This is a genomic window from Rhizobium sp. NLR8a, assembly GCF_019685235.1.
Taxonomy (GTDB): Bacteria; Pseudomonadota; Alphaproteobacteria; order Rhizobiales; family Rhizobiaceae; genus Rhizobium.
In genome coordinates, this window is record NZ_JABDWI010000002.1 from 456,698 (window position 1) to 472,249 (window position 15,552).

Sequence of the window (15,552 nt, forward strand, 5' to 3'; positions counted from 1 at the left end):
GCCGATGAATGGCCTTAGTGGCAATTTGAAAAACATCCGCCGCAATCGATTCGCATACGGGATCTCCAATGACCATCGACGCCGCACGAAATCCGCATCCGATCTACTTTGCCGGCGCTTTTGCCACGGGTGGGCTCCTGACGTTCATGGTGCATCTCAATGGCGAGCTGGCACGGTACGGAAATCCGCTTTTTTCTTCCTGGACCGCTCACGGCACCGGCATCATCGCCGCCGTCATTCTTCTCCTGCTGGTTCACCGGCGGCGAATGCCAAGGCAGGAAAAGATCTTGAAGGCGCCCTTATGGGCCTATTTCGGCGGCATTTCCGGCGCGGCAACGGTCATGCTGACCTCGACCGCGGTCAACTCACCGCTCGGGCTCTCCGGCACCTTGGCTCTCGGCCTGGCAGGCCAGGTCGTCTTCAGCGTCGCGGCCGACAGCTGGGGGCTGTTCGGCCTGCAAAAGCGGCATCCCGATACTCGCGACATCGTTGCGCTCGGCCTGGTCGTTGCGGGAGCGGCGCTGATCATCCTGTTCGGGCGAGGCGCGGCATGACGCTCTTCATTCTCCTCGCTTGCCTCGGCGGCGTGCTCGTCGGCCTCAGCCGTCAGCTTAATGGGCGGCTGAGCATCTCGACGACGCCGCTGATCGCATCCTTCTGGAATCACGCGATAGGCTTTGCCGTCCTCACCTGCCTCGGTGTCGTCGTCGGCGGCCTGCTTCCTGCGGGGGCTGCCGAGGCGCCCTGGTATGCCTATCTCGGCGGTCCGCTCGGCGTTGTCTTCGTGGCGGCCGGCAGTTGGGCGATTGCGCGGATCGGCGCAGTCAACTCGGCTCTGCTGATCATCGGCGGGCAGATGGTCACGGGGGTGGCGTTTGATTATCTCAGCGCCGTGCCGGCCTCCTTCTGGGCGAATGCCGGCGGGATTGTTCTCATCATAGGCGGAATGATGGTCAGCCGGGGACGGCGCAGGGCCGGCGCTCCGAAATAACCCCGGCGTCCGGCGGGAACGCCTCCCCGCCGCCGGATCACCAAGCCGCTGCATTCTCAAGCGAGGTATTTGGTAAACCAGTCGACCGTCCGCTGCCAGGCCAGCTTGGCCGCCGCCTCGTCGTAGCGCGGCGTGGTATCATTGTGGAAGCCGTGATTGACGTCGGGGTAGATATAGGCCTCATAGGTTTTTCCCGCGGCTTTCAGCGCCGCTTCATAGGCCGGCCAGCCTTCGTTGACGCCCGTGTCCAGCCCGGCATAGTGGAGCAGCAGCGGCGCCTTGATCTTCGGCACGTCTTCGGCGCGCGGCTGCCGGCCGTAGAACGGCACGGCTGCGGCCAGTTCGGGATAGGCGACCGCCGCGGCATTGGCCACGCCGCCGCCGTAGCAGAAGCCTGTTATGCCGACCTTGCCGGTGGTGAGGTCACCCTTCATCAGGAACTCGACCGCCGCGAAGAAGTCGTTCATCAGCTTTTCCGGATCGACTTTCTGCTGGAGCTCCCGCCCCTTTTCGTCATTGCCGGGATAACCGCCGACCGAAGTGAGGCCGTCGGGCGCCAGCGCGATGAAGCCGGCCTTCGCCACGCGCCGCGCCACATCCTCGATATAGGGGTTGAGGCCCCGGTTCTCGTGCACGACCACGACGGCGGCGACCTTGCCGGTGGCGTTTTTGGGGCGGACGAGATAGCCGCGCACATCGCCATTTCCTTTCGGCGAGGGGTAGGTGATGTATTCGGCGGCGATATCCGGATCGGTGGCCTCGACCTGGGTCGCCAACGCATAATTCGGGCTCAGCGACGCCAGGATGGCGGCCGCGGTCACGCCGCCGACGGCGAATTTGCCGGCGCGGTCGAGAAACTCGCGCTTGGTGATCCTCCCATGCGCGTAGTAATCATAGAGTTCGAGCAGTTCCTGTGGGAAATCCTTGGCTGTCATGCGGGTCATGATGGCTCCTCCTGGCCTCCGGTTCCCATCCATCCTACACAGGCCAGCGTGCTCGACTTTTCAACATTTCGCGAGTTCTGCGTGAGCTTGCCGGCGAAATTGGCGTCAGTTGCAACCATTCGGCGCTTCCGCATCCGGTCGTCGACCGCATGAAAATCGAAAGCCGCCTGCCGGTTTATGAAAATTAATTTCATGGCCGTGGCGTGAGGCCCGTTTTCTATTGACGCCCTCCAATTTTTGTCTCAACTTAAAGAAAATAAATTACTTAGTTGGGAACTTGATCGGCATGAAAGTGGGCATCATCGGGCTCGGATTCCGGCTCGGCTACCTCGGCTACGTCTTCAAGGCGATCGATAGCAGCTTCGACATCGTCGGCTACGTGGATCCGGATCCCGCCGGCCTTCCCGGCTTGACGGAAAAGGGTATTTCCGCCGGCAAGGCCTATGGTACGCCGGAAGAGCTGCTCGCCTCGGAAAAGCTCGATCTGCTGATGATCGGTTCCCCCAATCACCTGCATCTCGACCACATCCGGCTCGGGCTCCAGTCCGGCCTCAAGGTGTTCTGCGAAAAGCCGATCGTCACGACCATCGCCGAGAGCATCGAGCTTGCCCATCTCCTGGCGAAGTTCGGCCACGAGCGGCTGATGGTCGGTCTCGTGCTGCGTTATTCGCCTCTTTATAAGGATCTGCGCGCCATCCAGGCCGAGGGCAAGCTCGGCCAGATCGTGTCGATCGAGGCTTCCGAACATATCGAGCCCTATCACGGCGCCTTCTTCATGCGCGACTGGCGCCGCTATGAGCGCTATTCCGGCAGCTTCGTGCTGGAGAAATGCTGCCACGACCTCGACCTTTACAATGGTGTCGTCGGTGCGCGGCCGGAGCGCGTCGCCAGTTTCGGCGGCCGCAAGAGCTTCATTCCGGCCAACGATCCGACGCGCGAGGGCATCAACGACCTCGAGCTTTTCCATCGCAAGCCGAGTGGTTGGATGGGGTCGGACAAGGTGTTCGACAGCGATGCCGATATCATCGACTATCAGGTGGCGATCGTCGAATATGCCAATGGCGTCGGCATGAACTTCCATACCAATCTGAACGTACCCGACCAGTTCCGCCGCTTCGCCATCATGGGCTCGCGCGGCATGGCCGAAGGCGATTTCGTTCGCGGCTATCTCAACGTGCACGAACAGCTGACCGGCAACAAGGTGGTCGCAAACACTTATGCTGCAACCGAACTGTCCCAGCATTACGGCGCCGACGAACAGATGGCGAGCGACCTCCTGGAAAGCGTGCGCACCGGCCTCGAGCTTCCGGTTTCGACGCTGAATGCGCTCGAGGCCGGCATCCTGGCCCTTGCCATGGACGAAGCGAGGATGAAGAAATCGGTCGTCGACCTGCGTCCCGTGTGGGACCGCTTCGACGAGGCCCTTCACGCCAGAGCGGCTTGAGGAAGGCGGCAAGATGAGTGTTCAAAGAAGCGCCTTCATCTTCGCCTGGATCCTTCTTCTTCCGGCCGTTCTTTATGTCCTCGCCATCGTCGCCTATCCCCTCGTCGATACCTTCATTCTCTCCTTCACCGATGCGTCGCTGAAGAAGACCACCAATTGGGTCGGCTGGGTCAACTATGAGAAGATCTTCAACGCCACATTTGCGGAGGTCATTCTCCGAACCTTCGTCTGGACCTTCTTCTCCGTCGCGCTGAAAATGGTGATTGGCACATTCGGCGCCTGCATGCTGAATGCCGCCGTGCCGGGCCGCTCGCTGTTCCGGCTTTTGACCATGCCGCCATGGATCGTGCCGATGGCGATCGGCATCTTCATGTGGGGCTGGATGTATAATGGCCAGTTCGGGATGATCTCGGGCCTGTTGCAGCGCTTCGGCCTCGTCGACGGCCCGGTTGCCTTCCTCGCCTATGGCAGCACCGCCTTCTGGGCGACGATCGTTACCGACGTGTGGATCGGCGTGCCGCTGGTGACGATCTATTTCCTGGCGGCGATCCAGTCCATTCCGAAGGATCTCTATGAAGCCGCCTGGACCGATGGCGCCGGCCGCTGGTACCGCTTTCGCCGCATTACCCTGCCGCTGATGGTGCCTGCCATCATCACCATGTCGATGCTGTCGCTGATCGCCACCTTCAACTCGTTCGACATCATCTGGATCCTGACGCAGGGCGGTCCGAGCGGCGAGACGACGACGATGATCATCGACACCTATCAGACCGCGATCGGCTCGAAGAAGTACGGCGAAGGGGCGGCGCGCGCCGTCCTGATCTGCATCTTCCTGTCGCTCTTCTGCTTTGCCTATTTCCGTGTCACCCGCCGCCTCAACCCGGAGAAGCGCGCATGAGCAGTGCCGCCATGATCGACCGTTACCGCTGGTGGGAAATCATCCTGATCTATTGCGGCATCGCGGTGTTCCTGTTCTTCGTGCTGGCGCCCTTCGTCGAGGGCTTCCTCGTATCGCTGAAGCCGCTTGCCCAGCTTTTCTCCTCGCCCTATCGCTTCTGGCCGGAGAACGGCTCGTTCGAAGCCTACCGGACGATGTGGATCAGCGTGCCGGGTTTCGGGCGCTATATCTTCAACTCCTTCTTCATTTCGATCATCGTCACGCTGATCGTGCTCTGCCTCGTCATTCCGGCGGCCTATGCCTTCGCCAAGTTCGAATTCAAGGGCATGGGCATCCTGCTCGGCGCCTTCCTGACGGTGAACATGTTCTCCGGCGCCGTGCTGCTCATCCCACTCTTCCGGCTGATGCGCAGCATGGGCGTGCTCAACACCTATCTCGCCATGATCGTGCCTGGCGTCGCCTTCCTGATCCCCTCGGCGATCTGGCTGCTACGCACCTATATGATCCGCATTCCCCAGGAGCTCAACGAAGCTGCCTTCATGGATGGCGCCAGCCACTTCTACACGCTGCGCCGCGTCATCCTGCCCATCGCGATGCCGGGGATCATCGTCGTCGCCATCACCACCTTCATCGGCGCCTACGCCCAGCAATTCATCTTCGCGCTGACGTTCAACTCGAAGAGCGAATACATGCCCTTGCCGGTGGGGCTCTTTGCTTACTTCGGCAAGCAGGAGGTCATCTGGAACGAACTGATGGCGGCTTCCTTCGTCGGCATCGCGCCGGCGATGGTCGTCATCTTCTTCCTTCAGCGTTACCTCGTCGGCGGTCTGACCGCCGGTGCGGTGAAACAATAAGAGCAATAATCAGTGAACAGCTAACAACCACATTGGGAGTCACAACGTGAGCATAGCAATCAAGACAGGCCTTATGGCGCTCGCCCTGCTCGGTTCGACGGCATTGACCGCGGTCACTGCCCATGCGGCCGACAAGGAAATCAGCTGGATCTATTGCGGCGACACGATCGATCCGGTCCACACCAAATACATCAAGCAGTGGGAAGAAAAGAACGCGGGCTGGAAGGTCACGCCTGAAGTCGTCGGCTGGGCGCAGTGCCAGGACAAGGCAACGACGCTCGCCGCCGCCGGCACGCCTGTTGCCATGGCCTATGTCGGCTCGCGTACGCTGAAGGAATTCGCCCAGAACGACCTCATCGTTCCGGTGCCGATGACCGACGACGAAAAGAAGGCTTATTATCCGCACATCGTCGACACGGTGACCTTCGAAGGCAACCAGTGGGGCGTTCCGATCGCCTTCTCCACCAAGGCGCTCTACTGGAACAAGGATCTCTTCAAGCAGGCCGGCCTCGATCCCGAGAAGCCGCCGAAGACTTGGGCCGAAGAAATCGAGATGGCCAAGACCATCAAGGAAAAGACCGGCATTCCGGGCTTCGGTCTCTCCGCCAAGACCTTCGACAACACCATGCACCAGTTCATGCATTGGGTTTACACCAACAACGGCGCGGTGACGGATGCCGAAGGCAAGATCACGCTCGACAGCCCGCAGATTCTCGCCGCGCTGAAGGCCTACAAGGATATCGTCCCCTACTCCGAGGAAGGCCCGACGGCCTATGAGCAGAACGAAGTCCGCGCCATCTTCCTCGACGGCAAGGTTGCGATGATCCAGGCAGGATCCGGCGCTGCCTCCCGCCTGAAGGAAACCAAGATCAACTGGGGAATCACGACGCTGCCGCTCGGTCCCGACGCCAAGGGCCCCGGCACGCTGCTGATCACCGACAGCCTGGCGATCTTCAAGGGCTCCGGCGTCGAAGACAAGGCGACGGAATTCGCCAAGTTCATCACCTCGCCGGATGTGCAATCGGAGTACGAGCTGCAGGGCGGCGCCGGCCTCACCCCGCTGCGGCCCTCGAAGAAGGTTGACGAGTTCGTCGCCAAGGATCCCTATTGGAAGCCCTTGATCGAAGGCATCGACTATGGTGGTCCGGAACCGCTCTTCACCGACTACAAGGGCTTCCAGAACTCGATGATCGAGATGATCCAGTCGGTCGTCACAGGCAAGGCCGAACCGGAGGCCGCGCTGAAGAAGGCGGCTGGCGAAATCGAAGCCTTCAAGTAAGCTTGCTTCGCGCCTTGGGATCGTGGAGGCAACAATCCGCGATCCCTCCCCTGCAGCGTCACGCGTCTTATCGGATGCGTAACGCTGCAGCACCTTGCCTGTGCAGTAATGATGATCGAACGTGCGACAAAGACCGCCGGCGGAGACAGATTTTTGGGACAGCTTCTTCTCAACAAAGTTCAGAAGTTCTACGGCGATTATGAAGTGCTGAAGGGCGTGCAGCTCGAGGTGAGGAATGGCGAGTTCGTCGTCTTCGTCGGCCCCTCCGGCTGCGGCAAGTCCACGCTGCTGCGGATGATCGCCGGTCTCGACGCGACGACGGCAGGCGACATCATCATCGACGGCGTCAGGGTCAACGACCTGCCGCCCGTCAAGCGCGGCATCGCCATGGTGTTCCAGTCCTACGCGCTCTATCCGCATATGACTGTCTTCGAGAACATCGCCTTCCCGCTGCGCGTCGAGAAGATGGATGAGGCAAAACTCAAGGCCAAGGTCGAAAACGCCGCCCGCATCCTGCACCTCGACCAGCGGCTGCAGCAAAAGCCCGGCATGCTGTCCGGCGGCCAGCGCCAGCGCGTGGCGATCGGCCGCGCCATCGTGCGCGAACCGAAGATCTTCCTGTTCGACGAGCCGCTGTCCAACCTCGACGCGGCGCTGCGCGCCGACATGCGCATCGAACTTGCCAAGCTGCACCGGGCGTTGAAGGCGACGATGATCTATGTGACGCACGACCAGGTCGAGGCCATGACCATGGCCGACCGCATCGTCGTGCTCGACGCCGGCAACATCTCCCAGACCGGCGCGCCGCTGGAGCTCTATCACAAGCCCGCCAACCAGTTCGTCGCCGGCTTCATCGGCAATCCGAAGATGAATTTCCTGCCGGTGTCCTGCAAGGGTGTCAGCGCCAACGGCGTCGAAGTGGATTACAAGGGGCAGACGGCCGTTCTGCCGGTGACGCCGCGCGACGGCATGGTCGGCAAGACCCTGACGCTCGGGATCCGGCCGGAGCACATCCAGCTCAACGGCGGTGACATCGTCTTTACCGTGACGCCGACGGTCATCGAACGCCTCGGCGCCAATACTGTCGCTTACGCCTCGCTCAACGGCGAGGCGGAAAATTTCTGCGCCATGCTGCCCGGCAGCGTCGGCATTCGTCCCGACGCACCTGTTTCGACCGGCATCAACGCCGCCGATTGCCATCTCTTCGACGAGGCGGGGATTGCGTTTGAGCGGCGGGTGGAATTGACGGAAATCGATATGAACGTGATTAATCCGACGGCGGCTTGAGCTGATCCAATACCTCGACAGTGAAGCATGCACGTTCCAGCGCCAATCCGGACGACCGACGGCCAGCTGTTCGCGAGCGGTCTGGGGTGATGAAATACATGGAGGGCGGACCGCCCGAGACAGGGTCCGACTGGCGTCGCATGGCCTACACGCTCCGCGAGCTGCATCGGTTGACACAGGGCAGCGGCCGCCTAGGGAGAAATCACAACAAGAGCCGTCGAGATTGCCTCGCCTTCCCGGCGGTAACTGTGCGGAACGCTTGAGTCAAAATACATAGCGTCGCCCGCATCCAGCGCTGTCTCCTTGCCGTCCACAATGACGACAAGCCGACCGCTGAGCACGTAAATGAACTCGGCGCTGCCATGTTGATGCGGCTCCGAGGGCGGCGAATCGAGCGGGAATTCGGCGTAATACGCCTCCATGCGGCGGTCGGAAGCGGGATAATCGAGGCTTTCGAAGAGGAAGGCTGGGTTCTTTTCGCCCGGCGGGCTTGGAAGTTTGAGACGCTCGTACTTTCGGACGATCGCGATGAGCGGCTCCTCCTTGTCGGATTTGAAGAAGTGATCGAGGCCGACCCCGAAAACCATCGCGATCCGAAGCAGCGTGGGCAGCGTCGGAAACATCTGCCCGCGCTCGATCTTCGAAAGCATCGCAGGCGAGAGCCCTGTATGCCCCGCCAGCTGCACCAGCCCCAGCTTCTTTCTCAGTCGCAGTGTCTTGATACGCGGGCCGATCGCGTAGCGCTGAAGCTCATTGGACAGCGTGTCGGAGAGCACTCGTAAACTCCTTTTCGTTACGGGAAACTATCATAACGACAATTTTCATTACAATATAATTCCGTTTCCGCTCACGAAAATTTGAGTGGCAATAAAATCTGTGTTCTCCAAATGAAAGATGCGAGGTGCAACGCGCACCTGTCATCGAGAGGAGAATGACATGAAGTTGAGAAGCCTTTTAGTCGCTGCAGCAATCACGCTCGGCAGCAGTTTCAGCGGGGTCGCCGCGGAGAAGGATGTCGTCGAAACTGCCGCGGAGGCGGGTAAATTCAAGACGCTGGCGACCGCGCTCGAAGCGGCAGGCCTGGTCGCCACTCTCAAGGGAACGGGTCCGTTCACGGTCTTTGCTCCGACCGATGAAGCCTTCGCCAAGTTGCCGGCCGGTACCGTCGAAAACCTTCTGAAGCCAGAAAACAAGCAAAAGCTCACCGCGATCCTCACCTACCATGTGGTCGCGGGCAAGATGATGGCTAAGGACGTGGCGGGTATCGATGAGGCGAAGTCGGTCAATGGCCAAATGATCGACGTCAACGTCGAGGGCTCCACCGTCAAGGTCAACGACGCCGCCGTCACCGCCGCCGACATTGCTGCCTCCAATGGTGTCATCCATGTCATCGACAAGGTGATCGTGCCGCCGGAAGGCTGACCCTCGTCCCCTCAACTGGAGAAGAACCATGAAGTTCATCAACATACTAACGCTCATCCTCGTCATCGTAGGCGGCCTGAACTGGGGGCTGGTCGGGCTATTCGGCTCTGACCTCGTGGCCGCCATTTTCGGGGCCGGCTCGGTTATCGCCCGGATCGTTTACGTCCTGGTGGGGCTGTCAGCCGCCTGGCAGGTCATCCCGCTGTTTTCTGCAATGGGTTCCGGCGAGTTCGCTGCTCGCCAAAACCAATAGGGCCTTTGGAGGGACCCGCTTGCCGCGTCGGCGGCTCCCTCCACCTTTTGTCGGATGGACATGCATTCCCTTCTTGTGATGGTCGCCTTTCAGGCCGTGAGCTTTGCTGCGGTGGCCACCGGCGTGATTTTTCGGCCAGGCGACTGGTACAAGCAGCTCGACAAGCCAGGATGGCGCCCGCCCGATTGGCTGTTCGCCCCGGTCTGGGCGGTACTCTATGCCTCGATCGGACTGTCGGGCTGGCTCCTGTGGCTGGAGGCAGGCATTGCCGGTGCAGAATTCCCGCTCAGTGTCTATGCAGTCCAGCTTCTGCTCAATGCTGCGTGGTCGCCGATCTTTTTTGCCCTTCACCGACCCGGGCTGGCAGCGGTGGAGATCATCCTGCTTTGGGCTGCGATCCTGGCGACGATCATCCTGTTTTATCCCGCGAATTCGGCTGCTGCCCTGCTCCTCGTTCCTTACCTCACGTGGGTGAGTTTCGCGGCGGCACTCAACGTGTCCATCTGGCGGCGTAACCGCCCGAAACCGCTGTCGGAGGGCGGCCGATGAAACCCCGGTGGATCGTCGTGAATGATCGGATGCAGCAAGGCTACCGATACGCTCTCGCTGCACCAAGTGGCCGCAACTTTCATCCCGACTTCCGGCCAGAGCTGACCCCCGCCGAGATGCTTGCGCTCGGCGTGTTCGGCGGCAAATACATGACCGATTGTCGTAACGAATTCCCGGCAAGCTGGTTTGCAGAGGCCCGTCTATCGCCGCTGCGAAAGGATCCGTCACTGAATTGCTTCGGTGTCGACGCCAGCCAACCCCTTAGCGTCTGGCGAGCCAAGGGATGGATATATCCCGACGATCCGCGTGGCTGGTTCCAGTGGTACTGCCGCTATTATCAAGGTCGCCGCATGCCCGGCGAGGACGAGCGACAGATCGCCCGCTGGAAAGCCATTCGCCGCCATGTCGCTCAGCTTCGCCGAGCCTGCGAGCCTGGAGATTGTTGGTGCCGGCCGCGCCAGCGCCAGGCTCTGCTGCATTGGGCATATGACAGCCGCTCGATCTAACGGCCGCTGCTGCGCCGATGTGCGCATCGAGCTTGCCAAGCTGCACAGGGCTTTGAAGGTGATGATGATCTACCTGACGCACGACCAGGTCGAAGCTATGACAATGGCTGACCGCATCGTCGTGCTCGACGCCGGCAATATCTCGCAGACCGGCGCGCCGCTCGAGCTCTATCACAAGCCGGCGAACCAGTTCCTCGCCGGCTTCATCGGCAACCCGAAGATGAATTTCCTCCCCGCGACCTGCATGGCGTCAGCGCCGCCGGCGTCGAAGTGGATTACAAGGGGCAGACGGCCGTTCTGCCGGTGACGCTGCGCGACGGCATGGCCGGCAAGACCCTGACGCTCGGCATCCGCCCGGAGCATATCCAGCTCAACGGCGGCGATATCGTGTTCACCGTGACCCCGAGGGTCATCGAGCGCCTTGGCGCCAATAGGGTCGCTTACGCCTCGCTCAATGGCGAGGGAGAGAATTTCTGCGCCATGCTGCCTGGCAGCGTCGGCATCCGCCCCGACGCACCTGTTTCGACCGGCATCAATGCCGCTGATTGCCATCTTTCGACGAGGCCGGCATCGCCTTCGAGCGGCGTGTAACCGCAGGAATTTTTCGTCATGGCCTTCCTCAATTCGCCCTCAACCGGAAACGCCCCTACCAGACAAGACCGCGAGCCGCGACCTCTTCGACGCGGGTCACCACGCCAGCCCGATGAAACACCATCGTATCGAACAGGTTGGACACCACGCAGGTGTGGTTCGGGATGATGAAGAGCTTTTCGCCGATCTGCGGCCGGGGGCCGGTGCAGTTCGACAGATCGATCACGCCGTGTTCTTCCGAGAGGCTGGTGATGCGTGCCTGGGGATAACCGACGATCAGGCCGTAATCGCTGAAGCCCTGAAGATCCGATGTCAGCGCCTTTGAGCCGGCATCGATGACGGCGCGGTCGGCGTTGGGGCGTGACACGACCGTTGCCAGCACATGCATGGCGCAATCGTCCTCGGTGCAATGGCCCATGCGCACCATCTGGCGGTCGTTGTAGATATAGGTGCCGGCGCGGTGTTCGGTGGCCGATGCGACGAGATGCGCCTCGAACAGGCTTGGCGTTCCGCCATTGCTGACGATCGGGCAGGTTATGCCTTCGGATTGCAGGCGGCTCACTGTTTCGGCGATGAAGGCTTCCACGGCGGCGGCCGATTGCGGCTTCGGATAGGTGACGATGCCGCCGAAGGTGAGGCCGTCGGCTGCGGCTATGCGCTTGGCGAGCGAGGCTGCTTCCTCCGGCGTCTGCACGCCGCAGCGGCCGGCGCCGGTGTCGCACTCTACAAGCACCGTCAGCGGCTTATGTCCGGAAAAATGTGCGGCGAGCCCGTCGACCGTCACTTCGCTGTCGGCGACGACTTTCAGGGCTGGAATGCGCTCGTTCAGCCTGGCCAGGCGCTCGAGCTTCTGCTGGCCGAGGATGTTGAAGGTGATGAGGATGTCGCCGAAGCCGGCTTCGGCAAAGACCTCGGCTTCCGTCACCTTCTGGCAATTGATGCCCTTGGCGCCGGCGGCAACCTGCGCGACGGCGAGCGCCGGAATCTTGTGCGTCTTGATATGCGGGCGGAAGTTCAGGCCGTGCTCGTCCATATAGGATTGAACGCGGGCGATGTTTGCAGCCAGCCGGTCTTCGTCGACAATAGGGCGCGGCGTCGAGAGATCGGCGATCCTCTCCCCTGCCTTGGCGACGACGGCGAAGCTGTTGTCATGCATCTAGGCGGCTCCGCGTTGTAGCCCGTGTGGATCGGCCACCATCGGCCAGATGGTCTTCGGCGCTCGCCGGTACGGCGTCGTCGCAGGATTATTGGGATAAGGCGTTCCGGCGGAGCAGTAAAGGATTTCCGCGGCGATCCTCGAGAAGGACGCGAAGAAGTGGTTGGTGGATTTGATCACCAGGATCTTCTGCTTCGTCGGATCGATGCCCATCACCGAAAACAGGCTCGGATCGAAGCTCTGGGCGCGCGTCGAATTCAGGATGATGTCGATGCCGTTAAGCACGATATGGGCGGCATCGCCGAAGGGCACCAGGCTCTCGCCGAACCGCATCTCGGCATTCCTGACCAGCTTGACGATCTTGACGGTGCCGTCGATCGGGTTGCCGGTGCCGGGCGCCGACTTGGCGCCGAAGCGCAGCGGAATTTCCGCGCCCTCGCCTGCCGCAAAGCAAATCTGGACGGCCATCGGATCCCAGATGGTGCCGACCGCCGCACTCGTGACGCCGCGGGCCATCAGTTCTGCGAGAATAACAGTCGCATCCCCTGCCGTGCCGCCACCCGGATTGTCCCAGACATCGGCGATGACGACGGGCCATGCGGTTGCGGCGATTGCGCGCGCGACGGCTTGCCTCTCGTCGATTTGCGGCACCATGAAGGTGCCGCGCTTGGAAAACAGTTCGAGGCCGAGTTCGCGCGCCAGCGCCGCGCCCTTTTCCGGTCTGTTGTCGGTCACGACAAGCAGCTTCGTTCCCATTTCGGGAACGTCGCCGACCATGAAGCCGTGGACCACCGAAATCGACAGGATCTCGGGGTCGTCCTTTTCGATCTGCATGATCTTGTCGACGAAGGAGCGCATGGGTTCGCGCGAGGTCGGGAAGACATCGATCATCCGGCAGTCGAACACCGACATGACCGGCTTCACCCGGCCTTCCAATGTGTCGACGGTGATGCGCCAGAGGTCCTCGGCGCGGTCGACGAAGTCGGTATGCGGAAATTCCTTGAAATAGACGGCGAAATCGAGTGCGGCGATGCGTTTTGCCGTGAGATGGCTGTGTGGGTCGAGTTCGGCTGAGATGAGCACGTCAGGTCCGACGATCTCGCGCATGCGCTGGAGAAGATCGCCTTCGGAATCCTCATATCCCGCCGCCACCATGGCGCCATGCAGGCCCATGACGACGGCATCGACAGGCATTGCCGCCCGGAGTTGGCCAAGGATTTCGTCGCGCAGTTCCTCATAGGTGGCCCGGTTGACGAGGCCGGCGGGGTCGGCCCAGGTGGCGGTTCCCTCGATCAGCTCCCATCCCTTCTCTTTGGCGACGCGCCTGCCGACGGTGATCGGCGCGGTGCAGAGCGTCGGCGTTTCGGGATGCTGGCCGGGCGGGGCATAGAGTGAGGCTTCGAAGGCGCGGCGATCCACGCAGATCGGGGAGAAGGTGTTGGTCTCGGTCGCCAGTGCTGCCGTGAAAATGCGCAAGAAAGTGGCCTTCTTCTTATCGGCTCCGCTTCAACCCATCGGGTTCGGCAGGTAGCCGGTGAAACCTGAGATCTTCCAGCGTCCCTCGTGCAGCCTGCAATAATAGAGTGTCTGCCATTGCAGGACATCGCGGGTGCCGTCCGCCTTGGTAATGCCGCCGTCGAATTTCTTGCGAACCAGCGCCGTGTCGCCTTCGATCTCGATATCTTCGAGCGTCGTCGTGGTGAAGATCGCTGTGCGCGCATCTTCAGCGAAGCTCTGTTTGGCGAAATCCTCCGCCTGCCTCAGCCACTCGTCGCGATAGGCTTTGAGCGTCGGGAAAGCGAGCCGCCATTTGTCGGGGTTTGTCTCCTTGCGGCCATCGATGCCGATGAAGCCATCTTCCACGAAGTCATGCTCCACCATCGACCAATCAGCGGCCAGAAAGGCATCGATATCGCGGGGAACGAGCATCTCCCAGATCGCGTGGCGGGCGCTATCGGATGGGAAAGGATTCTGGAATGGATCGCGCATGGTTGCCCCGGATTGAAATTCTTTTCATAAAACGCGTTTTTCACTGGTCAAATTCTGCTTTCTATGGTCACTTGTCAACTTATCAAGAAAATAATTTGCAAGGACTTTGAATGCCAATCAAGCGCTATGGCACTGTTCAAACCGGCGCCGGCGGCAAGGCGCTGCCTTTCGCGCGCGCCGTCGAAGCTGACGGATGGCTCTATGTTTCCGGGCAGGTTGCGATGGAAGATGGCGAGATCATCGACGGCAACATCATCGCCCAGACCCACAAGACGATCGCCAATGTTCTGGATATCCTCGAGGAAGCCGGTTACGGCGTCGAGGATGTCGTGCGCGTCGGCGTCTGGCTCGATGATCCCCGCGACTTCTGGACCTTCAACAAGATCTACCAGGAATATTTCGGCGAGCATCCGCCGGCGCGCGCCTGTGTGCAATCGTCGATGATGGTCGATTGCAAGGTTGAGATCGATTGCGTGGCCTATAAGAAGAAGGGCGCGTAGCGAACAATCGGAGGGAGGCGGTTTGGATATCTTTTCGACATTGCAGGAAGATAAGAGCCGGCTTTCTCCTTCGGAAAACCGCATCGCGGAGATCATCGTCAACGATTTCGAGTTTGCGGTGAATGCCTCGATCATCGAGCTCGCCGAACGCGCGGAGGTCTCGCCGCCGACTGTCACCCGCTTCTGCCGGCGGCTCGGCTGCGAGAGCTTTTCCGATTTCAAGGTGCAGCTCGCCCGCACCGCCCATATCGGCGTGCGCTATCTGAAGCCGGAATCGAAAAGCACCGATCCGGCCGATGTCGCCCAGGATATCATCACCAAGGCGCAGAACGCGCTCTTCCTCCTGCACCGCTCGCTCGATCTCGCGGCAATCGAAGCGGCCGTTTCGTTCATCGCCAAGGCCGATATGATCTATGCCTTCGGCTCGGGCGGCAATTCGTCGATGATCGCCGACGAGCTGCAGAACCGCCTCTTCCGTCTCGGGCTTCGCATCACCGCCAGTTCCGACCACAGCATGCAGCTGATGATGGCGGCCGCGGCCAAACCGGGCGACGTGCTGATCGGCTCGTCCTTCTCCGGGCGCAATATGGAGCTGGTGCGGGCCTTCGAGCTTGCCCGCGACACCAAGGTGAAGACGATCGCTTTGACCCAGACGGAGAGCCCGGTTGCCAAGGCCGCCGAAATCGTCGTGCCGATCGATCTTCCCGAGGGCAACAATATCTATCGCCCGACTTCGACGCGCATCGCCTACATCGCCATGGTCGATATTCTGGCGAGCCTGGTTGCCTACGCCGTTCAGCCGAAAGCGACGGTGACCCTGCGGCGCATCAAACAGCAGCTCGTCCTTCACCGGGACGGCGACGACCGGCAATTGCTTGGAGACTGAAGC

At 61.0% G+C, this 15,552-nt stretch carries 18 protein-coding genes and 2 pseudogenes; 15 read left to right on the forward strand and 5 right to left on the reverse strand.

Annotated elements, in window-relative coordinates:
* Nucleotides 1-68: 68 nt before the first annotated feature.
* The gene (locus HJC04_RS05415) at nucleotides 69-554 is read left to right on the forward strand and encodes a DMT family transporter (RefSeq protein ID WP_210632387.1); all 486 of its coding nucleotides are present in this window, start codon (nucleotides 69-71) and stop codon (nucleotides 552-554) included.
* Entirely contained in the window at nucleotides 551-991 is a 441-nt protein-coding gene (locus tag HJC04_RS05420) for a DMT family transporter (RefSeq protein WP_210632388.1), read from the forward strand. The genes HJC04_RS05415 and HJC04_RS05420 overlap by 4 nt, the downstream gene beginning before the upstream one ends.
* A gap of 56 nt (nucleotides 992-1,047) precedes the next feature.
* On the opposite strand, the gene yghX is transcribed toward HJC04_RS05420, so the two are convergent.
* Nucleotides 1,048-1,935, reverse strand: a complete 888-nt coding sequence (yghX, locus tag HJC04_RS05425) for a YghX family hydrolase (RefSeq protein ID WP_210632389.1) — start codon at nucleotides 1,933-1,935, stop codon at nucleotides 1,048-1,050.
* 286 nt (nucleotides 1,936-2,221) lie between these two features.
* Here yghX and HJC04_RS05430 point away from each other — a divergent pair, with 286 nt between their 5' ends.
* The 6 genes and pseudogenes from HJC04_RS05430 to HJC04_RS32205 form a co-directional block, all read left to right on the forward strand.
* The gene (locus tag HJC04_RS05430; RefSeq protein WP_221145145.1) at nucleotides 2,222-3,379 is read left to right on the forward strand and encodes a Gfo/Idh/MocA family protein; all 1,158 of its coding nucleotides are present in this window, start codon (nucleotides 2,222-2,224) and stop codon (nucleotides 3,377-3,379) included.
* Between the two features lie 13 nt (nucleotides 3,380-3,392).
* A complete protein-coding gene (locus tag HJC04_RS05435) occupies nucleotides 3,393-4,277 on the forward strand; it encodes a carbohydrate ABC transporter permease (protein ID WP_097601388.1) in 885 nt (294 codons plus the stop codon).
* Entirely contained in the window at nucleotides 4,274-5,131 is an 858-nt protein-coding gene (locus tag HJC04_RS05440; RefSeq protein WP_004672438.1) for a carbohydrate ABC transporter permease, read from the forward strand. The genes HJC04_RS05435 and HJC04_RS05440 overlap by 4 nt, the downstream gene beginning before the upstream one ends.
* Nucleotides 5,132-5,204: 73 nt before the next feature.
* Nucleotides 5,205-6,410: an ABC transporter substrate-binding protein gene (locus HJC04_RS05445; RefSeq protein ID WP_221145228.1), complete on the forward strand. Its 1,206-nt coding sequence runs from the start codon at nucleotides 5,205-5,207 to the stop codon at nucleotides 6,408-6,410.
* A 153-nt stretch (nucleotides 6,411-6,563) separates the two neighbouring features.
* On the forward strand, nucleotides 6,564-7,697 hold the full coding sequence (locus HJC04_RS05450; protein ID WP_210632391.1) for an ABC transporter ATP-binding protein: 1,134 nt from the start codon (nucleotides 6,564-6,566) through the stop codon (nucleotides 7,695-7,697).
* A pseudogene (locus tag HJC04_RS32205) lies at nucleotides 7,696-7,879 on the forward strand (aminoglycoside phosphotransferase); the annotation flags it as partial. The gene HJC04_RS05450 and the pseudogene HJC04_RS32205, both read left to right, overlap by 2 nt.
* Before the next feature lie 9 nt (nucleotides 7,880-7,888).
* Here the strand turns inward: HJC04_RS32205 and HJC04_RS05455 are convergent.
* A complete protein-coding gene (locus tag HJC04_RS05455; protein ID WP_221145147.1) occupies nucleotides 7,889-8,473 on the reverse strand; it encodes a helix-turn-helix domain-containing protein in 585 nt (194 codons plus the stop codon).
* A gap of 160 nt (nucleotides 8,474-8,633) precedes the next feature.
* On the opposite strand from HJC04_RS05455, the gene HJC04_RS05460 reads away from it, so the two are divergent.
* From HJC04_RS05460 to HJC04_RS05480, 5 genes and pseudogenes are all read left to right on the forward strand, one after another.
* A complete protein-coding gene (locus tag HJC04_RS05460) occupies nucleotides 8,634-9,119 on the forward strand; it encodes a fasciclin domain-containing protein (RefSeq protein WP_221145148.1) in 486 nt (161 codons plus the stop codon).
* A 28-nt stretch (nucleotides 9,120-9,147) separates the two neighbouring features.
* Nucleotides 9,148-9,372, forward strand: a complete 225-nt coding sequence (locus HJC04_RS05465) for a DUF378 domain-containing protein (RefSeq protein WP_221145157.1) — start codon at nucleotides 9,148-9,150, stop codon at nucleotides 9,370-9,372.
* A 60-nt stretch (nucleotides 9,373-9,432) separates the two neighbouring features.
* Nucleotides 9,433-9,921 carry a TspO/MBR family protein gene (locus tag HJC04_RS05470; RefSeq protein ID WP_221145164.1) on the forward strand — a complete coding sequence of 163 codons (489 nt, stop codon included), beginning with the start codon at nucleotides 9,433-9,435 and terminating at the stop codon, nucleotides 9,919-9,921.
* Nucleotides 9,918-10,427 carry a hypothetical protein gene (locus HJC04_RS05475; RefSeq protein ID WP_221145165.1) on the forward strand — a complete coding sequence of 170 codons (510 nt, stop codon included), beginning with the start codon at nucleotides 9,918-9,920 and terminating at the stop codon, nucleotides 10,425-10,427. The genes HJC04_RS05470 and HJC04_RS05475 overlap by 4 nt, the downstream gene beginning before the upstream one ends.
* Before the next feature lie 13 nt (nucleotides 10,428-10,440).
* A pseudogene (locus tag HJC04_RS05480) lies at nucleotides 10,441-11,017 on the forward strand (TOBE domain-containing protein); the annotation flags it as partial.
* 56 nt (nucleotides 11,018-11,073) lie between these two features.
* On the opposite strand, the gene HJC04_RS05485 reads toward HJC04_RS05480, so the two are convergent.
* The 3 genes from HJC04_RS05485 to HJC04_RS05495 are packed head-to-tail and all read right to left on the reverse strand — an operon-like array spanning nucleotide 11,074 to nucleotide 14,163.
* The gene (locus HJC04_RS05485; protein WP_221145166.1) at nucleotides 11,074-12,174 is read right to left on the reverse strand and encodes a D-TA family PLP-dependent enzyme; all 1,101 of its coding nucleotides are present in this window, start codon (nucleotides 12,172-12,174) and stop codon (nucleotides 11,074-11,076) included.
* Nucleotides 12,175-13,650 (reverse strand): M81 family metallopeptidase, encoded by a 1,476-nt coding sequence (locus HJC04_RS05490; RefSeq protein ID WP_221145167.1) that lies wholly within the window; start codon nucleotides 13,648-13,650, stop codon nucleotides 12,175-12,177.
* Between the two features lie 30 nt (nucleotides 13,651-13,680).
* Entirely contained in the window at nucleotides 13,681-14,163 is a 483-nt protein-coding gene (locus HJC04_RS05495; RefSeq protein WP_210632399.1) for a hypothetical protein, read from the reverse strand.
* A gap of 110 nt (nucleotides 14,164-14,273) precedes the next feature.
* Between HJC04_RS05495 and HJC04_RS05500 the strand changes: the two genes are divergently transcribed.
* A complete protein-coding gene (locus HJC04_RS05500; protein ID WP_071091593.1) occupies nucleotides 14,274-14,663 on the forward strand; it encodes a RidA family protein in 390 nt (129 codons plus the stop codon).
* A gap of 22 nt (nucleotides 14,664-14,685) precedes the next feature.
* Entirely contained in the window at nucleotides 14,686-15,549 is an 864-nt protein-coding gene (locus HJC04_RS05505; protein ID WP_221145168.1) for a MurR/RpiR family transcriptional regulator, read from the forward strand.
* The last annotated feature ends 3 nt before the right edge of the window (nucleotides 15,550-15,552 follow it).